At 68.3% G+C, this 22,181-nt stretch carries 22 protein-coding genes and 1 pseudogene; 17 read left to right on the top strand and 6 right to left on the bottom strand.

What is annotated here, in order from left to right; translation table 11 throughout:
* The first annotated feature begins 80 nt into the window (after window positions 1–80).
* Window positions 81–410 (top strand): MFS transporter, encoded by a 330-nt coding sequence (locus tag PSS76_RS15740; RefSeq protein ID WP_106851490.1) that lies wholly within the window; start codon window positions 81–83, stop codon window positions 408–410.
* A 2-nt stretch (window positions 411–412) separates the two neighbouring features.
* Window positions 413–556, top strand: a complete 144-nt coding sequence (locus PSS76_RS15735; RefSeq protein WP_221277992.1) for a hypothetical protein — start codon at window positions 413–415, stop codon at window positions 554–556.
* 6 nt (window positions 557–562) lie between these two features.
* Here the strand turns inward: PSS76_RS15735 and PSS76_RS15730 are convergent, their stop codons facing one another.
* The 3 genes and pseudogenes from PSS76_RS15730 to PSS76_RS15720 form a co-directional block, all read right to left on the bottom strand.
* A complete protein-coding gene (locus PSS76_RS15730; protein WP_337456396.1) occupies window positions 563–1,078 on the bottom strand; it encodes an HNH endonuclease signature motif containing protein in 516 nt (171 codons plus the stop codon).
* A 239-nt stretch (window positions 1,079–1,317) separates the two neighbouring features.
* Window positions 1,318–2,162, bottom strand: a pseudogene (locus tag PSS76_RS15725) (DUF222 domain-containing protein); the annotation flags it as partial.
* Between the two features lie 42 nt (window positions 2,163–2,204).
* Window positions 2,205–2,939 carry an NUDIX hydrolase gene (locus tag PSS76_RS15720; protein WP_084968418.1) on the bottom strand — a complete coding sequence of 245 codons (735 nt, stop codon included), beginning with the start codon at window positions 2,937–2,939 and terminating at the stop codon, window positions 2,205–2,207.
* A 103-nt stretch (window positions 2,940–3,042) separates the two neighbouring features.
* Between PSS76_RS15720 and nadA the strand changes: the two genes are divergently transcribed.
* From nadA to PSS76_RS15695, 5 genes are all read left to right on the top strand, one after another.
* Entirely contained in the window at window positions 3,043–4,074 is a 1,032-nt protein-coding gene (gene nadA, locus PSS76_RS15715) for a quinolinate synthase NadA (protein WP_005512645.1), read from the top strand.
* Window positions 4,074–5,651 (top strand): L-aspartate oxidase, encoded by a 1,578-nt coding sequence (locus PSS76_RS15710; protein ID WP_084968419.1) that lies wholly within the window; start codon window positions 4,074–4,076, stop codon window positions 5,649–5,651. Before nadA ends, PSS76_RS15710 begins: the two co-directional genes overlap by 1 nt.
* Window positions 5,648–6,508 (top strand): carboxylating nicotinate-nucleotide diphosphorylase, encoded by an 861-nt coding sequence (nadC, locus tag PSS76_RS15705; protein WP_084968420.1) that lies wholly within the window; start codon window positions 5,648–5,650, stop codon window positions 6,506–6,508. The genes PSS76_RS15710 and nadC overlap by 4 nt, the downstream gene beginning before the upstream one ends.
* Before the next feature lie 6 nt (window positions 6,509–6,514).
* Window positions 6,515–7,129 (top strand): NAD(P)H-dependent oxidoreductase, encoded by a 615-nt coding sequence (locus PSS76_RS15700; protein WP_084847144.1) that lies wholly within the window; start codon window positions 6,515–6,517, stop codon window positions 7,127–7,129.
* Window positions 7,130–7,268: 139 nt separating this feature from the next.
* The gene (locus PSS76_RS15695) at window positions 7,269–9,860 is read left to right on the top strand and encodes a LuxR C-terminal-related transcriptional regulator (protein ID WP_084968421.1); all 2,592 of its coding nucleotides are present in this window, start codon (window positions 7,269–7,271) and stop codon (window positions 9,858–9,860) included.
* Window positions 9,861–9,902: 42 nt separating this feature from the next.
* On the opposite strand, the gene PSS76_RS15690 is transcribed toward PSS76_RS15695, so the two are convergent.
* Complete coding sequence (locus PSS76_RS15690) at window positions 9,903–10,712, bottom strand: sigma-70 family RNA polymerase sigma factor (protein ID WP_005512655.1); 810 nt, start codon at window positions 10,710–10,712, stop codon at window positions 9,903–9,905.
* Between the two features lie 502 nt (window positions 10,713–11,214).
* On the opposite strand from PSS76_RS15690, the gene PSS76_RS15685 reads away from it, so the two are divergent.
* From PSS76_RS15685 to PSS76_RS15640, 10 genes are all read left to right on the top strand, one after another.
* Window positions 11,215–11,364 (top strand): hypothetical protein, encoded by a 150-nt coding sequence (locus tag PSS76_RS15685; RefSeq protein WP_157383603.1) that lies wholly within the window; start codon window positions 11,215–11,217, stop codon window positions 11,362–11,364.
* Window positions 11,365–11,451: 87 nt separating this feature from the next.
* Window positions 11,452–12,519 carry a hypothetical protein gene (locus PSS76_RS15680; RefSeq protein WP_084847142.1) on the top strand — a complete coding sequence of 356 codons (1,068 nt, stop codon included), beginning with the start codon at window positions 11,452–11,454 and terminating at the stop codon, window positions 12,517–12,519.
* Window positions 12,516–13,631, top strand: a complete 1,116-nt coding sequence (locus PSS76_RS15675) for a glycosyltransferase (RefSeq protein ID WP_013416297.1) — start codon at window positions 12,516–12,518, stop codon at window positions 13,629–13,631. Before PSS76_RS15680 ends, PSS76_RS15675 begins: the two co-directional genes overlap by 4 nt.
* On the top strand, window positions 13,628–14,626 hold the full coding sequence (locus PSS76_RS15670; protein WP_084968422.1) for a glycosyltransferase: 999 nt from the start codon (window positions 13,628–13,630) through the stop codon (window positions 14,624–14,626). The genes PSS76_RS15675 and PSS76_RS15670 overlap by 4 nt, the downstream gene beginning before the upstream one ends.
* Window positions 14,623–15,495: a glycosyltransferase family 2 protein gene (locus PSS76_RS15665; protein WP_064067026.1), complete on the top strand. Its 873-nt coding sequence runs from the start codon at window positions 14,623–14,625 to the stop codon at window positions 15,493–15,495. Before PSS76_RS15670 ends, PSS76_RS15665 begins: the two co-directional genes overlap by 4 nt.
* A 39-nt stretch (window positions 15,496–15,534) precedes the next feature.
* On the top strand, window positions 15,535–17,661 hold the full coding sequence (locus tag PSS76_RS15660) for a catalase (RefSeq protein ID WP_064078004.1): 2,127 nt from the start codon (window positions 15,535–15,537) through the stop codon (window positions 17,659–17,661).
* Between the two features lie 63 nt (window positions 17,662–17,724).
* The gene (locus PSS76_RS15655) at window positions 17,725–18,435 is read left to right on the top strand and encodes a hypothetical protein (RefSeq protein ID WP_064078003.1); all 711 of its coding nucleotides are present in this window, start codon (window positions 17,725–17,727) and stop codon (window positions 18,433–18,435) included.
* Window positions 18,432–18,677 carry a CDGSH iron-sulfur domain-containing protein gene (locus PSS76_RS15650; protein ID WP_064059165.1) on the top strand — a complete coding sequence of 82 codons (246 nt, stop codon included), beginning with the start codon at window positions 18,432–18,434 and terminating at the stop codon, window positions 18,675–18,677. Before PSS76_RS15655 ends, PSS76_RS15650 begins: the two co-directional genes overlap by 4 nt.
* Window positions 18,677–19,744, top strand: coding sequence for an iron-containing redox enzyme family protein (locus PSS76_RS15645; RefSeq protein WP_372488009.1), 1,068 nt, complete (start codon window positions 18,677–18,679; stop codon window positions 19,742–19,744). Before PSS76_RS15650 ends, PSS76_RS15645 begins: the two co-directional genes overlap by 1 nt.
* A gap of 77 nt (window positions 19,745–19,821) precedes the next feature.
* Window positions 19,822–20,220, top strand: coding sequence for a low affinity iron permease family protein (locus PSS76_RS15640; RefSeq protein WP_022596408.1), 399 nt, complete (start codon window positions 19,822–19,824; stop codon window positions 20,218–20,220).
* A gap of 2 nt (window positions 20,221–20,222) precedes the next feature.
* Here the strand turns inward: PSS76_RS15640 and PSS76_RS15635 are convergent, their stop codons facing one another.
* Window positions 20,223–20,840, bottom strand: a complete 618-nt coding sequence (locus PSS76_RS15635; RefSeq protein ID WP_013416289.1) for a LysE family transporter — start codon at window positions 20,838–20,840, stop codon at window positions 20,223–20,225.
* Window positions 20,841–20,888: 48 nt separating this feature from the next.
* Entirely contained in the window at window positions 20,889–22,175 is a 1,287-nt protein-coding gene (locus PSS76_RS15630; RefSeq protein ID WP_081181615.1) for a glycoside hydrolase family 1 protein, read from the bottom strand.
* Window positions 22,176–22,181: the final 6 nt, after the last annotated feature.

Raw genomic sequence — 22,181 nt, 5'->3', positions numbered from 1 at the left:
GACAAGTCGCGGCGCCGAGCACGCGGGATTCGACGGTCGTAGGCTCCGACCGTGATGTCGACGCGGAGCGCGACTATCACGTGCCTCTCGCTGCGGCGCAGTGGACGTTGACCGTCCGGCTGCTCTCGGGTGCCGTGAGCACGCCGATCCTCAGTCGGCTCGGGTCGGGCCCGCGTCGTCGTGCGGTGGTGATCTGGACGCTGACGATTGTCGCCGCGGGCGGCGCGCTGACGGCGCTTCCGGTGCCGTTCCCGGTCCTGTTGATCGGGCGCGCGGCGCAGGGGGTGGGACTCGGACTCACGGCGCTGATGATGGCCGTGGCTCGGGAACACCTTTCCGGACGTCGATCTGCACGTGCAATCGCGCTGCTGTCGGTCGCCGCTTTCCGCTACGCGGATGCCGACCGCTGACCGTGTTCACGACCGTCGGGCTCGCCCGTGACGCTTCGTGCATCGCGGTGCTTGCGGCGACCGAGGCGCTCGAACTCGCCTCCAACGGTGTCGACGGGCGGCAGCCGATCGCGCTCGTCGTTCGAAATAGTTTGTCGTCGAATTGATTTCGATCAGAACGGCGGCGAATCGTCAGCAGTTGCGGACAGCGATGTTTCGGGCTCGATCGTCGTCCGTGAACCGCCGTGGCGCGGGGTGTGCCCGCGGCGCCGGCGTTGTCGAGGCGGGATGTGGACGTCGAGGAGGTAGTCGAGATCGAGTTCGGCGCGTGAGTAGTTCAACGCCGCCACAGTGGCACTGTCGGTGACTCTGTCCAGGAGTTCGGCGCTGATTCCTGCAGAGATCTCGCGCAGGCCTGTATCGGTGAACGGCCCATAGGGTTCGGTGACGACGGGCCGCCCCGAGGGACCCGACCATTCCAACCTTCCGCCGCCGATCTGCCGGACGGCCCAGTGGCCGAGCGTTTTCAGCCGATGGTGTTTGCGACACAAGCACGCGAGGTTCGCTTCGGTAGTGGGTCCACCGCGTGCGGGTTCGTCGTGATCGAACGCGACCGTGTGGTCGATATCGCACGCACTGGCTTGGACGGTGCAGTTCGGGAAACGACACCCGCCGTCCCGGATCCGCACGGTCTCCGCAAGCTGGCGGCTAGGTCGGTATGTTCGCGAAGGCGCACCGCGACATCGGCGGGTGCCTGTCGCGGCGGCGGAAGTGGGGAGCCGACACCGACGACCGGGCCTGTCGAACAGGCTGTCGCTGATGCGAGCCGATCGCGATCGCGATCGGTGAGGGTGAGCACCCGTTTCCACGTGCCGTCCCCAGCGAGATCCCGCGCCAGATCGGCGTCGATGGGGCCGTGGCCGAACAGGTAGCCGGGGGCGTCGTCGAGCCCGAGCAGTGTCGACGCGTCGACGCCGACCAGGACCTGCACCGAGACGCCCGAACGGGTGGGGCGATCGTCACGCGTGGGAAAGCGCGCGTGGGTGGCGCAGTCGTCGCGCCCGCAAGTGCAGTCGAGGTGTGTGTGCCCCGAAGCGAGCGCGACCAATGCGTCGGCGCGGCGCTGCGCATCGGTGCGCGGATCCTTGGCGCACACGTCGAAACACATCGCCCGGAGCCGACCGGCCAGGATCCGGCCACCCGCGGCGGGCAGCAGACCGTCGACCTCGGCCATCCATCGTCACGGGCGATGACGCGCGCGTCGCGATCCGCGGTGGCGCGCCTCCGGCGTTCGCGTGCACCCTCCGGATCCAGGCGGGCGATCAGGCGTCGTCCCCGATTCCTCAGCCGGGTGGTACTCGTCCGGTCGGCACCGTCGAGTAGTCGTTCCTCGATCTCGGCGAGCACCTCGTCGGAGACCTTCGCGAGGATTTCGGCTAGGGCATGTGCTTTCGCGAGGTCGATCCGCCCGGCAGCGAACGCCGCCCGTACCCGGCTCAGCCGCCACCGCAGATCGCAGCCGAGGCCGATCATCCGCTGCGCCGCCGACTCCGTCAGCCCGAGAATCCCGGCGACTTCGACGTGAGCGAACTCGCCGTGACGTGCTTCGTTCCGGCCCGCCCGGGCGTCCTCCTCGCACCGGACGATGAACAGATCGGTCACCGACTCGATCTCGAGGCACTGCTCCCGTGCGATCCGGGCATGCCGGGCGGTGAGCAGCTCGGCGGCGTCAGCCGCTTCCACGCCTCCACTCGCACCACCCGCTTCGAACATAGTTTCGAGTGTAATCGGACGTGCCGACAAAGTGGGGCGAACTCAGACCGGGGGACGAAGCGCCGCGAATTCGTCGGTCACCCGCAGTTGCGACTCGGTGAAGCGGTAGAGCGCTGCGGGTCTGCCGCCGGTGCGCCCCGATCGGGCGGTGTTGCCGGTGGCGGTGATGACGCCGCGTCGGGTCAGGACTCGCTGCAGGTTCGTCGTGTCCACCTGGTAACCGAGAGCGGCGCAATAGATTTCGCGCAGGGTCGACATCGTGAACTCGTCGGGCGCCAGCGCGAACGCGATGTTGGTGTACGACAGTTTCGCGGCCAACCGCGTGCGCGCGTGCTCGACCACCGTCCCGTGGTCGAAGGACGTCTCCGGAAGCGCGGAGACCGGGTGCCAGGCCGTGTCCGCCGGGAGTTGTGGATCGGCGGGGAGGGGGACCAGGCCCAGGTAGGTGGAGGCGATTCGGCGGTCGCCGGGGACGCGGTGGGGATCGCTGAAGACCGACAATTGCTCGAGGTGGGCCACCTCGCGGACGTCGACCTTCTCGGCCAACTGTCTACGGGCCGAGGTTTTCAGGTCCTCGTCGATGCGCAGTGTCCCGCCGGGTAGCGACCACGTGCCTTTCTGGGGATCGAGGGCGCGCTGCCACAGCAGCACCATCAGTTCGTCGCCGCGGCACCCGTTGGGGCCGTGATGGCCGTCACCTGCGGAGATGGTCTCGGTAGCGGGCCGAACCTGGAACACCGCGGTGAGCACTTCGTGGACGGTGCTACTATGTGGCATGTTTTCGATCCTAAGTCGAAAACCTCGATTTCGGAAATTCGGGCCAGCCCGCCCGGGTTGTAGTGACGGAGCCGTCGAACAGGCTTCGAAAGAAGGAGTGGCCATGACCTCGACGATGTGGGCGGGTGCGGGACAGATCGTGGACGGCCCCGGTGGGTACACCGGTGTCGAGGGCGGGCCCGAGTGGGCTGCCGAGGTGCGCCGTCTGGCGAAGGCGCGCAACGCCACGATCCTGGCGCACAACTACCAGCTGCCCGAGATCCAGGACGTGGCCGACCACGTCGGTGACTCGCTGGCGCTCTCGCGGATCGCCGCCGAAGCGGAAGAGGGCACGATCGTCTTCTGCGGCGTCCACTTCATGGCCGAGACCGCCAAGATCCTGAGCCCGGAGAAGACCGTGCTGATCCCGGACGAGCGGGCCGGCTGCTCGCTCGCCGACTCGATCACCGCCGAGCAGCTCCGGGAGTGGAAGGCCGAGCACCCCGACGCACTGGTGGTGTCCTACGTCAATACCACCGCAGAGGTGAAGGGCCTGACCGACATCTGCTGCACGTCGTCCAACGCCGTCGACGTCGTCGCCTCGATCGATCCCGACCGCGAGGTGCTGTTCCTGCCGGACCAGTTCCTCGGCGCCCACGTCAAGCGGGTGACCGGCCGCGAGAACATGCACATCTGGGCGGGGGAGTGCCACGTCCACGCCGGCATCAACGGTGACGAGCTCACCGCGAAGTCCAAGAGTCACCCGGACGCCGAGCTGTTCGTGCATCCCGAGTGCGGCTGCGCCACGTCCGCGCTCTACCTCGCGGGCGAGGGCTTCGTGCCCGAGGACAAGGTCAAGATCCTCTCGACCGGCGGCATGCTCGACGCTGCCCGTGAGACCGGTGCCAAGCAGGTTCTCGTCGCCACCGAGGTCGGCATGCTGCACCAGCTGCGCAAGGCCGCGCCGGGCGTGGACTTCCAGGCCGTCAATGACCGTGCTTCGTGCCCGTACATGAAGATGATCACCCCGGCCGCGTTGCTGCGCTGCCTCGTCGAGGGTAAGGACGAGGTCCACGTCGCCCCCGATGTGGCCGAGCGGGCGCGAAAGTCCGTGCAGCGCATGATCGAGATCGGGAACCCCGGCGGCGGGGAGTAATGGTCGCCGGTCCCGGGGGTGACGGCGTCGTGTGGGAGGCGCGCGCCGATGTCGTGGTCGTCGGGGGAGGGGTCGCGGGGCTGACGGCCGCGCGGGTGGCCGCAGAACGCGGTCTGCAGGTTCTCGTGGTGAGCAAGGGCGGGCCTACCGACACCGCGACGCAGTACGCGCAAGGTGGCATCGCCGTGGTCGGCGATCCGCGGACCGACTCGGTCGACTCGCACACCGGCGACACCTGCGTCGCGGGCGTCGGACTGTGCGACGAGGCCGCCGTCCGGTCGATCGTGTCCGCCGGCCGGGAGGCGTTCGCCGCGCTGACCGCGCTGGGCGCCGTCTTCGACGTCGGAGCCGACGGCACCGTGGCCCGCACCCGCGAGGGTGGGCACAGTACGCGGCGCATCGTGCACGCCGGCGGCGACGCAACGGGTGCCGAGGTGCAGCGTGCGCTGAACGCGGCCGGGATGCCGGTGCTCTTCGGTGCGGCCGCCGCGCGCGTGACCACCGACCCGCACGGGGTGACCGGCCTGATCGTGTTGTCGGACAAGGGGCTCGGCGTCATCCACACGCCGTCCGTGGTGCTGGCGACCGGCGGACTCGGGCAGTTGTACTCGTGCAGTACCAATCCGCCCGGCGCCACCGGGGACGGTATCGCGCTGGCGCTCGAGGCCGGCGCGCCCGTGGCCGACCTCGAGTTCGTGCAGTTCCACCCCACCGTGCTGTTCGCACCCGGCGGGGTGGGACGGCGACCCCTCATCAGTGAGGCGGTGCGCGGCGAGGGTGCCCGGCTCGTCGATGTGGAGGGCCGGTCGGTCACCGACGGCGTGCACACGCAGGGTGACCTCGCGCCACGCGACGTGGTCTCGCGTGCGATCGCGCAGCGTTTGCGGGACACTGGAACCGACCACGTCTATCTCGATGCCCGACACCTGACGAATTTCGCGTCGCGGTTCCCGACCGTGACCGCGTCGTGCCTGGCGGCCGGCATCGATCCGAGCCGACAGTTGATCCCCGTCGCCCCAGCCGCGCACTACTCGTGTGGCGGCGTCGTCACCGATGTGCACGGGCGGACGGAGGTGCCCGGACTGTTCGCGGCGGGTGAGGTTGCCCGTACCGGTCTGCACGGCGCCAATCGTCTGGCGTCGAACAGTCTCCTCGAGGGGCTCGTGGTGGGCGAGCGCGTCGGGCACGCGGCCGCCGAACGTGCCGATCTGAGGGTCGAGGCGACCGATCTGCTGCTGCCGTTCCGGCGGCGGGCGCCCCGCGAAACGGTGCAGACGCTCATGACGGCGCATGCCTCGGTGGTCCGGGATGGAGATGGGCTCGCCTCCGCCGCAACCGAATTGGGTCGCAGCGGCGTAGCGGTCGCGGGCAGTGGAGCGGCACTCGAGGACACCTCGCTCACGGTCGCGGCGTCGGCGCTCGTGATGGCGGCCCTCGCTCGCCGGGAGAGCCGCGGCTGCCACACCCGCACCGACTACCCGGACACGACCGACGCGTTCCGACGCAGCATCGAGGTGCGAATCGGTCGCGACGGTGAACTCGAAGTACCCGAACTGGAATCGACAGGAGCACGATGAGCACGCTGGACCCACTCGATCCGCAGGAGACGCTCGCGCTGGTGCGCACCGCGCTCGACGAGGATCTGCGCTACGGACCCGACATCACGTCGGTCGCGACGGTGCCGGAGGGTGCCGTGGCGAAAGCTGCCGTCGTGACGCGTTCGGTCGGGACCGTCGCGGGCGTCGACGTGGGACTGCTCGTACTCGACGAGGTGATCGGCGCCGGCAACTACGAGGTACTCGACCGCGTCGCGGACGGCACCCGGGTGCAGCCCGGCGACGCCGTGCTCACCGTGAACGCGCCCACGCGAGGGCTGCTCACCGCCGAGCGGACGATGCTGAACCTCATGTGCCACCTGTCCGGCATCGCGACCGCGACGTCCGCGTGGGTGGACGCCGTGGCCGGTACGGAGTGCAAGATCCGGGACAGCCGCAAGACGCTGCCGGGCATGCGCGGGCTGCAGAAGTACGCGGTGCGGGTGGGTGGAGGTGTGAACCATCGGATGGGTCTCGGTGACGCGGCGCTCATCAAGGACAATCACGTCGCCGCGGCGGGCTCGGTGGTCTCCGCTCTGCGTGCGGTACGCGCCGTCGCACCGGGCATCGAGTGCGAGGTGGAGGTCGACGACCTCACCCAGCTCGACGAGGTGCTGGCCGAGGGTGTCGAACTCGTTCTGCTGGACAACTTTCCGCTGTGGCAGACGCAGGTGGCCGTGCAGCGCCGGGACACCGTCTCGCCCTCGACGAAGCTCGAGTCGTCGGGCGGGCTCACGATCGACGTCGCGTCGGACTACGCGGCGACCGGTGTCGACTATCTCGCGGTCGGCGCGTTGACTCACTCGGTCAGCGTGCTGGACCTCGGTCTGGACATGTAGCCCGCCGTGTCGCACGTGATGTTGCTGCTCGCGCACCCACGCCCGGACAGCTACTGCCATGCGATCGCGGACCGGATCCGGACGGTGTTGACCGACGCGGGGGCGGACGTCCGGTTCCACGACCTGTACGCGGAGCAGTTCGATCCGATCGTCTCGGCCGAGGAGGCATACACCACCGGCGAGTCGGTCGAGGCGTACCTGGCGCGTGAGTCCGACACCGTCGTAGGGCGGCACCGCGCAGAACTGCGGGAGGCCCGGGGTCTCGTCGTCGTCCACCCGAATTGGTGGGGCAAGCCGCCCGCGATACTCGCCGGCTGGATGGACCGCGTCGTGGTCCCGGGCGTCGCCTACCGTCTGCCCGACGCGACCGGTGAGCCCGAGAGCCTCGTCACGATCGAGCGGATGCTCGTGGTGAACACCTCGGACACCACCGCCGAACGTGAGGAGGCGGTGTTCGGGGATCCCCTCGAAGCGATCTGGGGACGGTGTCTCGCCCCGTATCTCGATGGCCCGTCCTTCGTACGCCACGTCCTCAGGCCGGTGACCGATGCGACACCGAAGCAGCGGACCGTCTGGCTCGACGATGTCGCGGAGACGACTCGGACTCTGTTCGAGCGCTGAATTCTATTGAGTACCTGGAGTTGCAGGTATATGGTGCGGCCTCGCTCACAGTTGATCTTGAACCTTCCTTAGCTGGTCGAAATGTCTGATAAGACTCAGTGGGTCGGGGAGTCCATACAGGGATCGGCGGAGGAGTCATGTGGCGCAGCAGAGTTCGGCGGGAGACGTTTCCGGTGGCGGCTCTCCTGCGGGGCGGTCGGCTGATCGACCCGCTCCCGAGGCGATGCCTCCGCCGCGGCTGTCGGTCACGGTTCAGCCGCGCGAGGACCTCTACGCGATGCTCGATGCGGTCGCCGCGCGGGACGTGCCCGACAAGATCCTGATCAGTGCGGCCGCGGGAACCGGGAAGACGGTGCTGGTCGCCGACTGGCTCGCGAGAGAGACGGCGGCTCGCGAGATAGCCTGGCTGGTAGTCGGACCCGCCGACAACGATGCAGAAGAGTTGCGGCGCAGGGTTGTCGGACTGTGGGAGAGGCTGTCCTCGGCGGGACGTCCGACCGTACTGGTACTCGACGACGCCCACGAGGTCCGGGACGACGTGGCGCTCGGGGTGCTGGCGAGCCTCGTGGACTCGGCGCCGGCGCATTCGACGGTGGTGGTCGCGTGCCGGAGAACCCCCGACTTGCCCTTCTCCCGCTATGCGCTCGACGGCACGCTCACCTGGATCGGCTGGGAGGAGTTGGCGCTCGGCCGGCCCGAGGCCGCCGCGATCGTCGAGGAGTACGGGCACTCGCTCGGCGAGTCCGATCTCGACGCGCTGCTGGAGCTGACACGTGGGTGGGCGGCGCCGCTGCGACTAGCCGCGATAAGACTCTCCAACCACACGGATCCGAGTGGAGCCATTGCCGATCTCGTCCGCTATCCGCAGCGGATCTCGGAGTACGTCGTGGCAGAAACGCTCGATGCTCTGCCCGCGTACTTGCTGCGCTTCATCGAGGCCACCAGCATCGTCGAGTTCTTCGACGCCGATCTCGCGGAACAGCTCGACGAGGCGAGCGTGGACAGGGTGGCGTCGGATCGCGAGAAGTTCGGTGTACCGGTCGTCAGATGTTCGTCGGATGCCGCAGGGGTCCGGTATGGATGGCATCCCCTCATCCGCGCACATGCCCGCGCAGGAGTTCGCGATCGAGACCCCCAACGGGTGGCCCGGTTGCACCGGACCGCGGCGCGGTGGTTCCTCGAGGCGCGCGAGCCGCTCGTCGCCCTCGAACACCTCGTCGCGCTGGGGGATGAGGCGGCGATCGACGAGCTCGCCCTCCTGCACGGACTCACGGTGGTGTTCGACGGCCGGACCGAGGAGCTCTGGAATCTCCTCGGCGCCCGGTACGCCGATCTGCCGGCTGTGCGATACCTGCGCGCGCTCGCCGCCGTCGAACAGAACTACCCGGACGCCGCGCGCGCCTTTCTGGCGGCACCGGATTCGGCGCCGACCTCCGGCGGCGCCGCCTCCGCTGCAACGGCGTTCGCGGCGGCTCTGTCGGTCGAGATCGCCGTGATCGGTGGATCGGCCATGCCTAAGGATGCGCTCGCCGCGTTCGAGGAGTGCGGACCGAGCGGCAGCGCCGATCTGGACTGCTACGTCGCACTACAGCATTCGGTCGCGCGCATGTTCCTCGGTGACCCGGCGTCGAGTGAGCGACTGCTCCGCGAGGCGCTCTCCCTCGGCGACGTCGGTGCCCACCCGCGCCTGATCCTGCGGACCCTCGCGAGGCTGTCGATCCTGTCGGGGGTGATCGGTGACCTCACCACGATGAGCCTGCGAGCCGGGCGCGCGCTCGAATATGCTGCCGCCCACGGTCTCACCGACCGGATCGACGCCTTCCAATGCGCGGCCGCCGTATGCATGGACACCTACGTTCGGAGCGAGCAGCTGCCCGACGACAGCCCGGTCCACGCACTCGCCCTCACGTCGCCCCGGCGCACGCGGCCGGACGGGACGAGTGCGCCGGTCTCCGGCGGCCACGCGGAGGTGGCGTTCGCGCTCCTGCAGGCGCGGCGCACGGTGCGGCCGACGACGGCGGAAGCGGACGCGGTGAGCCGGGCCCTGATCGGATTGCTCAGTCGCGGTCCGCAGGCCGGGCTGAGCAATACCCTCGTGACGCCGGCGATGGCAGTCGTTCTGGACGCGGGCCGAACGAACACGGCCGCGCAGGTGATCGAGAAGGCAGCGGACGCCTTCGGTGAGATCCCCGACGTGGTGGTGGCGCGGGCGATGGTCGAGTTGCACGTGGGCCGGACTGGGGCTGCGGGTGAGCTGCTGGCCACCGTCCGCGACAGGCCGCTGCATCCGGCGCTCGCTGTCCGGGCCTGGCTTCTGGACGCCGTGGTGGCGAACCGGGAGCACCGTTCGGACGACGCGTCCGTCGCGCTCTCACGTGCGCTCGAACTGGCGGAACCGGCTCGGATCGTGATGCCGTTCCTCGACTGCGCTGCCGACGCCGCCGAACTGCTCGCAGCGCTCCCACCCGGCGGTGAGCACACCCACGAGTTCGTCGTGCACGTCAGGGCGAAGCTGCTCGATGCCAATGCGGGGCGCAATCCGGGGCTGACACGCACCGAGAAGGTCGTGCTGGGCGAACTGGCCACCGGGAGACAGTTACGCGAGATCGCCCGCGAGCTGCACGTGTCACTCAACACCGTTCGCACGCATACACGGAACCTCTACCGGAAACTCGACGTCGCCAGCCGCGCCGAGGCGGTGGAGACGGCCACGCGGCGCGGGCTTCTCTGAGGCGTGGCCCTCCTCCGGCAACCAGGACACGTTCGGTGCGGCTCACGCTGCTGCCACCGTCTCGTCCGCTTGCCTGCGTAGGTGCTCGAGCGACTGCCGCAGTAGCCGGGAGACGTGCATCTGGGACAACCCCACCTGTTCGGCTATCTCGGACTGCGACATCTGGTGAAAATAGCGGAGCCACAACAGGGTGCGCTGGCGTTCGTCGAGCGTGGCCATGAGCCGACGCAGCAGGTGCCGGTGTTCGACCCGCGAGAGGTCGGCATCGACATCGCCGGTGGTGTGCAGGCGTGGAACGGAACCGTCCACCGGCGTCGCGTCGAGCGACTCGCACGAGTACAACTCGCCCACGCGCTCAGCTTCCTCGGCTTCCTCCACCGGCATCCCCAGCGAATGCGCCACCTCGTCGAGTCGGACCGTTCGGCCCAGTTCGGTCGACAGCGATTCCATCCGGTTCCGCACGGCCAGGTGGCTCTCCTGCAGGCGCCGAGGAACATGGGTGGACCAGGTGAAATCGCGGAAGTACTTGCGGATCTCGCCACGAACCGATGTGACGGCGTAGGGGATGAAGTCCGTGCCCCTGCTCGGGTCGAACCGGCGGGCCGCTCCGACCAGGGCGAGGGCCGCCACCTGGCGGAGCTCGGCTGTCGGAACCCCTCGGTTGCGGTACCGGCCGGCGACGCGGTAAGCCATGGGAAGAGCGGCGACGCACAGTCGGTCCACGCAGCGATGGAGTTCCTCGGGGTCGGTCTCTCCGGACGCGCAATGGTCGCGGAGTTCTTCTATGCAGCGGCGAACCTGCTCGTCGCAGGCCTCGCGGGAGTCGTCGTGATCGGTGAGGAAGTCGCTCATCGCACATCCTGTTCTCGGTGAGGGGCAGGTCGGGCGTGCGGGGGGTATCGGGATGCTCATCCGAACCCCCGTCGGTTGAGGATTGATCGGTCGGCTGTAGGACAAAATCTATACCTGTTGCGTGAGATTTGCAGCGCGGTTCGAAGACGCGGGTCCGGCGTGTCGGACGAGTCGCCAGTCTGGCGCGGGTCATCGCCGATGCTGCCGGTGCGTCATCGGTGCACCTGGACGCTGGTACAACACGCTTCCCGGCATATGCATGGTGATGGTGAGGCGTGGATATGTCGGGGCAGTGGATCATGGAGGGCGGTATTCCCGTCGGACGTGCTGTGGCGATGCTTCGGCCAGGCAATGTGGACCTTCCAGAGAAAATTTGGTGTGGGGGGTATAGATTCTCTGTGTGTCCGGACGGCGTCCTGTGGACGGGTTCGGAAGCAGCAGCCCACCTGCCGGATCTTCGTCCGACGTTCGGGTACGGGCCCGTTGCATCCGAGGTGAAGGGATGAGTGCCATGAGGAATGCCGACAAGAACTTTCTGGGAGCAGATCGCCGGGAGGTGTTCGCGGGTCCCGATGTCGTCCGATACCCGGACCCGAGCCCGCTCGACGGATGGTGGGCGCGTGTGATCGCTCAGCGCCCGCCGAGCCGCTGACTCGTCCGGTCCGAAGCACTGCCCATACCAATATGTCCACGGTGTCACCCGACAGGTGATGCCGTGCCCTGAATCCCGAGGAGCTCGATGAGGCCGATTCGTGTCGCTTCCGTCCCGGCTTCCCATGTCTACGTGCGACATCTGGGGTCGCCGGAGTTCGACGACGAGGTGACCCGACTGCCCGACCCGGTGCCGGAGGACGGCCGGAGGGTCCCCGGCGGTTGGTGGCCTCCTCTCATGCTCGACCCCGTGTGGATTCGTACGAACGCGTCGAACTTCGACCTCTTCCACATCCACTTCGGCTTCGACGCGGTGAATCCGAAGACGTTGCAGGACATCGTGAGCGAACTGCGTGATCAGGGAAAGCCCCTCGTCTACACCGTGCACGATCTGCGCAACCCCCACCATCCGGACCCGTCGATGCACGACGAGCAACTCGACGTGTTGATCCCCCTGGCCGATGAACTGATCACCTTGACGCCCGGAGCGGCTCGGGTGATCGAGGACCGATGGCAGCGCTCGGCGACGGTCCTGCCACATCCGCACGTAGTCGAGAAGGAATGGTTCGCACACCGCGGTGCCTCCGCCGCCGAGACGTTCACGGTGGGCCTGCACGCCAAGAGTTTCCGCGCCAACATGGACGTCCTTCCGGTCGTCGAGGCGCTCACGCGGGCAGTCTCGGACCTTCCCGGCGCCGAACTGAGAGTCGACCTCCACGACGAGGTCTTCGATCCCGACAACCACTGGTACGCGCCCGAAACGGGAGAACTGCTCCTCAAGTACGGCGATCGTGAACGAGTCACCGTCGACGTGCACCCCTACTACTCGGACGAGCAGCTCTTCTCCTATCTGTCGTCTCTGTCGGTGTCCGTACTGCCGTATCGGTTCGGCACCCACTCCGGATGGCTGGAGGCCTGCCACGACCTGGGCACGCAGGTGATCGCACCATCCTGCGGCTTCTATCATCAGCAGAACCCTTGTGAGACGTACACATTCGACGAAGAACGCTTCGATACGGCTTCACTGGAGGAGTGTGTGCAGCGCGCGTACCGGAAACGGTGGACGTCACCGCGCGCCACCTGGGAGGAGCGGATGTCGGAGCGACGCTTCCTCGCTCGCGCACACCGAGCAATCTACGAGCGGGCGCTGGGATGACGGCGACCCTACGGATTGCAATCATCGCGTCGTCTCGCCACCCCATCCGTCAGCCGTTCGCCGGGGGCCTCGAATCGCACGTGTGGCACCTGGCGCGAGCGTTGGAGCGCGTCGGCCACCAGGTAACCCTGTTCGCCGCGGACGGTTCCGACGCCGACGTCGCGAGCGGAAACCTGAGGGTCAGGTCGTTCCGGCCGAGTCGCCTCGCCAGCGGTGATCCGTCGATGCCGCATCCGGAGTTCCTCGCGGACCATCACGCCTACCTCGGGCTCATGCTGGAACTCGCGGAACACGGTGCCGATCGCTTCGACGTCGTGCACAACCACAGCCTGCACTATCTGCCGCTGGCAATGGCACCGACGCTCACGGTTCCGATGGTCAGTACCCTGCATACCCCGCCGACGCCGTGGCTGGAGTCGGCCACCGCGCTCACCGGCGGCGTCGGCGTGGATTTCGTTGCGGTGAGCGGGCATACCGCCGCGGCCTGGGAATCCGTTGTGAAAACCCCGATCCGAGTCGTTCCGAACGGAGTCGACACCGATGCGTGGCCGCTCGGAGGGGGCGGCGACGGCGCCGTATGGTTCGGCCGCATCACCGAGGAGAAGGGCACCCACCTGGCGATCGACGCTGCCGAGCGAGCGGGCATATCGCTGCGGATCGCGGGGCCGGTGAGCGATCCGGCCTACTTTCGCACCGCGGTCGAACCCCGTCTGCGGGCCGGCGTCGTCGACTATCTCGGGCATCTGCCGTGTGCCGAACTGGCCCGGCTCGTGGGCGATTGCGCCGTGTCGCTCGTGACTCCGGACTGGGACGAGCCGTACGGGCTGGTGGTAGCCGAATCTCTGTCGTGCGGGACGCCCGTCGTCGCGTTCGCGCGCGGCGGAATTCCCGAGATCGTCGACCGGGAAAGCGGGCGACTGGTCCCTCCCGGGGACATCGGAGCAATGGCTTCTGCCATCGACGACGCGGCGATGCTCCCACGGGCCCGGGTGCGCGCCCGGGCGCTCGCGGCATGCTCGGAAACGGCGATGGTCTCCGCATACGAGCGGTGCTACCGATCGGCCGTCAGCCGCAGCGCGGCCCGTCGATTGCAAGGGGTGTCGGTCGCATGATCGGGTACTACGTGCACCACCACGGTCGCGGGCACCTGACCCGTGCACGGACTCTCGCCGGTCGGCTCGATACACCGGTCGTCGCGCTCACTTCGCTCGCCCTCGAACACCCGCACCCGTTTCGCGAGGTCGTTCATCTCGACCGGGACGACGCCTCGACCGCACCGCGAAATCCCACCGCCGGCGGTGCACTGCACTGGGCGCCGCTGCAGGACCCGGGACTCCGGTCGCGGATGGCGACGCTCGCCGACTGGATTCGCACCGCGCGCCCTCGGGCGATGATTGTCGACGTATCGGTCGAGGTCGCCACGTTCGTGCGCCTGATGGGTGTTCCCACGGTCGTGATCGCGATGCCGGGCGAGCGCGACGACGCGGTGCACCGGGTTGCGTACGACGTGGCGGACCACATCATCGCCGCGTGGCCGCGCGAGCTGTATGCACCGGCCTGGCTGGAGCGACACGCCGCCAAGACGACCTATGTGGGTGGCCTCAGCCGTTTCGGGGAACGTGCCCGGGCCGTCACGGGCGACTCCGGCACCGTCCGGGTCACGGTGCTCAGTGGCGCGGGCGGAACGTCGCTGACCCGGCAACGCCTCGAACAGTGGAACACCGCCGTACCGGGCGTCGAGTGGGTCACGCTCGGCGGCCCGGGGGGATGGAAGGACGATCCCTGGCCGGATCTGTGTGCGAGTTCGGTGGTAATCACGCATGCCGGACAGAACGCCGTCGCGGACGTCGCCGCCGCCGGTGCCGCGTCGATCGTGATCCCGCAGGAGCGCCCCTTCGCCGAACAGGTCACGACGGCCGGCGTGCTGCACGCCGCGCGCTTGGCGGTCGTACAACCGTCCTGGCCGTCACCGGCCGAGTGGCCCGGCCTGATCGAGCGAGCTCGACAGGGCGGGGGGGCGGATTGGGAACGGTGGAACACCCGCGGAGCCGTGGACCGTGCCGCGGCTGCCGTCGAACGCGTCCTGGACGGAGGTGGAGCCGGATGAGGACCTCTGTGGTGACCGTGGTGTCGGGCCGACACGACCACTTGCGCACGCAATTGCGTCGGCTGCGCGGATCGACCGTGGCCGCACACGACCACGTCGTCGTCGCGATGGGCGACCGGGCCGTCACCGACATCGTCGCCGAGCATTCCGACGCCACTCGCAGCGTGTGGATCCCGGCCTCGACCGACGAGCTTCCACTGGCGAGGGCACGCAACCTCGGAGCGGAGGCAGCGATCGACCGAGGGGCGGATCTGCTGGTGTTCCTGGACGTGGACTGCGTCCCACACCCGCGGATGCTCGGTCGTTACGAGCGGGGCGCCGCGACGGCACAGCATCGGGACACGGTGCTGTGCGGGCCCGTGACCTATCTCGATGCCGAGGCGTCGACCCGAATCCGGGAGTATCCCGGGGCGGGCGTACCACCGGTAGCCCCGCATCCGGCACGCCCGGCGCCACCGGACGGGACCGTCCTGGTCGACGACCGGTACGAGCTGTTCTGGTCGCTCTCGTTCGCCGTTCGCCCGCGGGTGTGGCAACGCCTCGGTGGTTTCTGCGAGGACTACACGGGGTATGGCGGAGAGGACACCGACTTCGCCCAGGTTGCTGCGGCAGCCGGGGTGGGGCTCGCCTGGGTCGGGGGAGCGGACGCATTCCACCTCCACCACCGCGTCTCCGACCCTCCCGTCGAGCATCTGGACGACATCCTCCGCAACGCCGCAATCTTCGAGCGCCGCTGGGGCTGGTGGCCGATGCGGGGATGGCTCGACGCTTTCGAGTCGCGAGGTCTCATCCGCTTCGACGAGCAGTCGAAGGCCTGGAGCCGGCCGAACGCCGCGCCCGTGGGTGCCGGTCCTGCCAGCCCTCCATGAGTGACCCGAATTTCGATCACATCCGACGAACAGGAAGGAATGATGTCGTTGTCCATCAACGAATTCGATGTTCCCGGTGCGCCGAGCGCACTCACCCCCGAGAAGGCCGAGCCGACGAGCGGGCCGGTTCCCCGGCTCACGAAGGACGACCAGTCGGGACCGGACCGGATCTCGCCGACCGGCGCCGCCGACGGCGATCGGCGGCAACAGGGTGAAACGCTCACGACCGCGCAGGGTGCCCGGCTGACCGACACCGATCACTCCCTCAAGGCGGGGCCGCGGGGACCGATTCTGCTGCAGGACCATCATTTCCGCGAGAAGATCACCCATTTCGATCACGAGCGCATCCCGGAGCGAGTGGTGCACGCGCGCGGTGCCGCAGCGCACGGCGTCTTCCGGGCGAATGGAGCGGCGGAGAACATCACGTCCGCAGCGTTCCTCCGGAAGGACGTCGAGACACCGGTCTTCGTGCGGTTCTCCACCGTGCTGGGTTCTCGGGGGTCGGCGGACACCGTCCGCGACACCCGTGGATTCGCGACCAAGTTCTACACCGAAGACGGCACGTTCGACCTCGTCGGCAACAACATCCCGGTCTTCTTCATCCAGGATGCGATCAAGTTCCCGGACATCATCCATGCCGGTAAACCGCACCCGGACAGGGAGATTCCCCAGGCGCAGAGTGCGCACGACACATTCTGGGATTTCGTCACCCTCCACACGGAGGCCACCGCACACACGATGTGGAACATGTCGGATCGTGGAATCCCACGTTCGTACCGGATGATGGAGGGCTTCGGCGTCCACACCTTCCGGATGGTCGATGCGGACGGCAAGACCAGCCTGGTGAAGTTCCATTGGAAGCCGCGACTCGGTGTGCACTCCCTCGTGTGGGAGGAGGCGCAGATCGCGGCAGGCGTCGATCCGGATTTCCACCGCCGGGACCTGGCCGACGCGATCGAGAGCGGTGCCTACCCGGAGTGGACGCTGGGCGTCCAGGTCTTCCCGGACACCCCGGAGCAGGAATTCGAGGGTATCGACCTGCTCGATCCCACCAAGTTCGTGCCCGAGGAGTTGGCGCCGGTGCAGCCGATCGGTGTCATGACGCTCAACGCCAACCCCACCAACTACTTCGCCGAGACCGAGCAGGTGGCCTTCCATCCTGGCCACCTGGTGCCGGGCATCGACGTCACCGACGACCCCCTGCTGCAGGGCCGCCTCTTCTCCTACCTCGACACCCAGATCAGCCGACTCGGTGGACCCAACTTCGGGCAGCTCCCGATCAATCGCCCGCACGCGCCGGTCAACGACATGCTGCGGGACGGCATGCACCAGACGGCCGTCCACGACGGGGTCGCGCCCTACAAGCCGAACAGCCTCGACGGTGGGTGCCCGTTCACCGCCGCGTCGGGCACGGGTTTCGTGGACGTGCCGGTGCCGATCGAGGCGACGACCAAGCAGCGGACCAAGCCGAGCTCGTTCGACGACCACTTCAGCCAGCCGCGACTGTTCTACACGAGCCTGTCCGAGGTGGAGCAGCGTCATCTCGCCGATGCCTACTCGTTCGAGCTCGGGAAGTGCTTCGAACAGCCCATCAAGGAACGTGCCCTCGAGGTGCTCGCACGCGTCGACAAGACCCTGTGCGAGCGGGTCGCTGGGTCGCTGGGCCTGCCGGTTCCCGAGGTCGCCGACAGCGAACCGGATCTGCCGTCGAGCCCGAGCGCGGCCCTGTCCCAGATCGGTGGCGAGTGGCCGGTCGAGGGCCGAAACGTGGCGGTCCTCGTGGACGAGGGATCCGCCGCGGATTCCGTCGAGGCGGTTCTCGATGTGCTTTCCGGCCACGGAGTGGTCCCGTTGGTCACCGCTCCGCACGGGGGACGACTGACGCTCGGGGACAGCGCTGTCACGGTGTCCCGGACGTACGACACGGCCCGCTCGATCGAGTTCGATGCCGTCCTGTCCCTGACCACCGAACCGGACGCGCGGGTGGTCCGGTTGCTCGACGAGGCCTTCCGCCACGGCAAGGCTGTGGGTGCCGACTCGAACGGCGCGGAAGGCCTGGCGTCCGGCGCGCGCGAGAAGCCGGGCGTGCACGTGGGCGACGACCTGCGGCAGGTGACCGACCAGGTAGTCGAACTGATGCGATCCCACAGGGTCTGGCAGCGCTAGCTGCCTCGACGGAAGGTGCCGGCGTGCGATTCGAATCTGCGGCCACGGGGTAATCCGGTCCGTATGGATGGGTTGCGCAAGGCGGTGTCCGCGCCGTTCGAGGTGGGTTCGGCGGTCCGCGGTGCGCGGATCTTCCATCCGCACGGTGTGTTGTTCGAGGGTATCGCCGAGTTCGACACCGGGGATGCCGGTCGGGGGCGGTGGCCGCTCCCGACCGGCGAACCGGTGCCGCTCCATGCTCGCCTGTCGCGCGCGATCGGTCTCCCCGGTCCGCTGCCCGACATCCTCGGTGTCGCGGTGCGTCTGCGTCTACCCGGTGGTCCGTGGGATCTGCTGCTCGCGTCGGCCTTCGTACCCGCGCGCATCGCGCTCGTGCCGGCCCGCTCGTGGGCGAGCGCGAACTTCAGCACGCTGGCCGCGTATCGGGGGATCGACGGCGCGGCGCCTCGGTGGATCGTCGCGGCTCGCGTCGGGGGCCGGCCGGACGGCCCGCCGTCGCTCGAGGACCTGGTGCCACCGCTGTCCTTCGGGGTCGGACTGGCGTCCGCACGCGGAGCGCCGGTTCCGGTCGGGTCCTTCCGACTGACGCGGCGGATACCATGCGAAGACGGTGACCAGCCGTCCTTCGACCCCGTGCTCAACTGTCCGGCCGGAATCCGGATGTGGCCGTCCTGGTTGGCCGGGATCCGCCGCATCGCCTATGCAGGCAGTCGGCGGGGTCGGGGGACCGATGCCACGAGGACACGTACCCCGGTGGAGGATGCGATTACATGAGTGCCGAAGTGAACGGCGACGTCAGGATCACCGTGTGCCCGGACGGACCCCTCCTCGTGCGCGGTGCGATCGAGTTGGTGGACGCCGACGGTGCGCCCGTGGACATCCAGCGCAACGTCGTCGCCCTGTGCAGGTGCGGCGGAACCAGGAATCCACCTTTCTGCGATTCGACACACAAGAAGAAGAAGCCGCGGCGTGCGGTGCGGACCGCGGCGCGGGCGGAAGAGGGAGGAGAACCGTGATGCTGCCGCTTCGAGAGGGTGCCGCCGGAGAACGAGTCACCGGTCGGATGGCCGTCCCGGTCATGCGAGGGGATGCCAGCGGCATCCTCTTGGACGTTCTGCGAGGCGAGGGCGAGCCGGACAGCTTCCTGACGGCAGCCGCGGAACTGAGCGCGCGGTACGACGCCGACGCCCTCGGCATCCTCCACGACGACGACGCGCAGCTGTGCCTGACGTTGCTCTACGAACTGCACCTGCAGGGCATCGACGGCGTCGACGACCGCTGGGAATGGGATCCGCGTCTCGTCGCGGCCCGACGGCTGCTGGAGCGACCGTTCGACGCCGCTATCCGCGCGGTCGTCGGCGACCGGGTGGCTGCGGCGCGGGGTCGATTCGGGGACGACGTGGTGGCGGCGCTGTGGGACATGACCGCCCCGACGAGAGAGCCCGGCCTCTCGGACTTCATGGCAACGGAAGCGGTGCTCGAGCAGTTCCGCGAATTGCTCATCCACCGGTCGCTGAACCAGCTGCGTGAGGCGGACCTCTACACCTTCGGCATCCCGCGCATGGCCGGTGCGCCGAAGGCCGCGCTGCTCGAGATCCAGATCGACGAGTACGGGCAGGGGCGGCTCGACCGCATGCACTCGCGACTGTTCGCGACCACGATGCGCGAACTGGACCTGTCCGACGCCTACGCGCACTACCTGGACGCCGTTCCCGCGGTGACGTTGGCGACGTTGAATGCGCTGTCCTATTTCGGTGTGCACCGCCGCAATCTCGGCGCTCTCGTCGGCCACCTGTGTGCCATCGAGACGACGTCCGCGTTGCCCAGCAAGAAGTACTCGTCCGGCCTGCGACGCCTCGGTTACGGGAGCGCCGCGACGTTGTTCTTCGACGAACATGTCGAGGCGGATTCCGTCCACGAGCAGATCGCGGTCCGCGACCTCGCGGGCGGTCTGGTGAGCGATCGGCCGGAGCTGCTCGACGACGTGCTCCTCGGGGCGGCGGCGTGCCTGGCGTTGGACGACCTCCTGGGCGAGCACGTCACCGACTGCTGGTCGCGGGGCAGGAGCTCGCTGCGGTCCTGAGCCGCTCCGGACGACTTGTCCGGTTTCAGCGAGGCCGCTCCTGGGTAGTGCCCCACCAGATCCTTGTGGAGGTACCCATGCAGCAGTCCGTCACCATGCCGTCGGGCGTCGTCGGCAAACTGTCCGTGTTCGACAGGTTCGCCACGGCGACAAGCAATTTCACTTCGCGTGCGGTGTTCTTCGTCGCGTGCGTCATCATCGTGGTGGTCTGGGCGCCGTCGTTTCTGGTGTTGCAGAACATCGACACCTGGCAGCTGATCATCAATACGATCACCACCATCGTGACGTTCCTGCTGGTGGCCCTGCTGCAGAACACACAGAAGCGGTCCGACGACGCGGTGCAGCAGAAGCTCAACGCCATAGCAGACGGGCTCGCCGATCTGATGGAGGAGCTCAGCCGCGAGCACCCGGGTCTGCGCGTGGACCTGGAAGAGCTTCGCGCGGCGGTGGGAATCGAGAAGCGCGAGGGCGCGTAGCCTCACACGGCGGTCGCCAGGGCGGCGGCCGCGGCGAAGAAGAGAGTCGCGAACACCCGGCTGGTGAGCTGCATCTGCCGGGGCGAGCGCAACAGCCGCAGGACCCGCGCGGCCAGGCCGGTGTAGCCGGTCATCACGATCGTGTCGACCACCACCATCGTTGCTGCTATCAGGGCGTACTGCGGCCACAGTGGTGCGGCGGGGTCCAGGAACTGGGGCAGCACGGCGAGCATGAATACGATGGCCTTCGGGTTGCTCGAGTTGACGAGGAAGGCGCGCAGCACCAGTCCGGCGGCGGACGCACGATCCGGGGCGGACTCGGCCGTGACCGGGTCGGGCTTCGAACGCCACTGCCGCACACCGAGATAGGCGAGGTAGGCCACGCCGAACCACTTGACGAGCATGAAGCCGGTCGTCGATCCCGCCAGCAGGGCGCCGACGCCCGCGGCGACGATCGCGATCTGCAGCAGCAACGCCAGTTGCAGGCCCAGGATGTTCCAGTACCCGCGAAGAAGTCCGTGGTTCAGGCCCGTCGTCATCGACGCGATGGCGCCGGCTCCCGGTGACAGGCTGATCACCCAGCTGGCGCCGAAGAACGCCACCCAGACCTGCCACGACACGGGCGAGAAATGTACTCCGGGCTTGGCCGACCGGCCGCGGCGGGTCCGTCAGGAGCCGCCGGATCCGGAGCCGATGCAACTGCGTGGCGGGTCGACGAGGGAGCAGAAGGCGGCCGCCTTCACGGGGCGGTAGTCGGGGGCCACTCCACCGGCCGCCACGAGGTCGCGATACGTCGCCACCGCGTCCGTCGGGCGACGAGTCAGCGCCGGATCGGTGAGGGCATCGACCGTGTACAGGCCGAATCGAGGCCGGTACGAACCCCATTCGTAGTTGTCGGTGATCGACCAGTAGTTGTAGCCGATGACGTCGGCGCCGTCCTCGCGAGCGCGCTCGATCCAGTAGACGTGATCGCGGAGATGATCGGACCGGGTGTAACCGTCGGGCCGGGCCTGTGCGTTGTCGGTGGGCATGCCGTTCTCGACGACGTAGAGCGGCATGTCCGGCAGCTTGCGGTGGTACGCCATGAGGGCGTGGTAGATCCCGTCCGGCTGCGGGTCGACGTCGTAGAAGCGGTCGGTGGCAGCGGCGATCGCGGAGACGTTGTCCAACGAGACGCCGTAGTAGTAGTCGATGCCGAGGAAGTCCAGCTTGTCGGTCACCCGGTCGACGAAGAGCGTGTCGAGCATGCCGAAGACGGCGGGGATGAATGCGAGGTTGCTGCCGACGCGGGCGGACGGGTCGAGCTGGTGGATGCGGTCGTAGATCGCCCGGTGGGCACGGGTCATACCGTCGAACATCCGGTGGACGTCCAGGAGTGAGATTCCGCCGAAGGTCAGCTCGCGCTGCGCGTACGTCGTGGGCTCGTTGAACGTGATCCAGATGGCCTCGGCGTCCTTGTAGCGGTCGACCACCTTCTCGGCGTTGAGCAGCCAGTCGTCGACGGTTCGCGGATCGGCCCATCCGCCCCGGTCCGCGACCCAGCCGGGGTACACCCAGTGATCGAGGGTGATCATCGGCGTCATGCCGTGACTGCGGATGCGACGCACGACGTCGTCGTAGTACGCGAATTCGGCCTCGTTCCACTGCCCGGGAGCAGGTTGGACGCGCGCCCACTCGATCCCGAAGCGGAATACGTCGACACCGAGCGCCGCGGCATTGTCGATGTCCTCGGCGTACCGGTGCCGGAAGTCGACCGCATCGCCGATCGCGTCGTGGGTCCTCCCGGATGCCGAATAGCGCGCCCAGTTGCTGTCCGGGGACGAGCCCTCCGACTGGAAGCCCGACGTGGCCACACCCCACAGGAAGTCGTCGCCGAGCGGGCCGGCGCCCGCGGCAGGCGCGGCGAGCAGTGTTGCGGACAGGGCCACGAGCGCGGCGCCGAGTGCGGTTCTCACGAGAAC

The organism is Prescottella sp. D32 (genome assembly GCF_037287305.1).
Taxonomy (GTDB): domain Bacteria; phylum Actinomycetota; class Actinomycetes; order Mycobacteriales; family Mycobacteriaceae; genus Prescottella; species Prescottella equi.
Note: the sequence above shows the minus strand (reverse complement) of the source record. Positions and strands in the feature narration are given on the sequence as shown.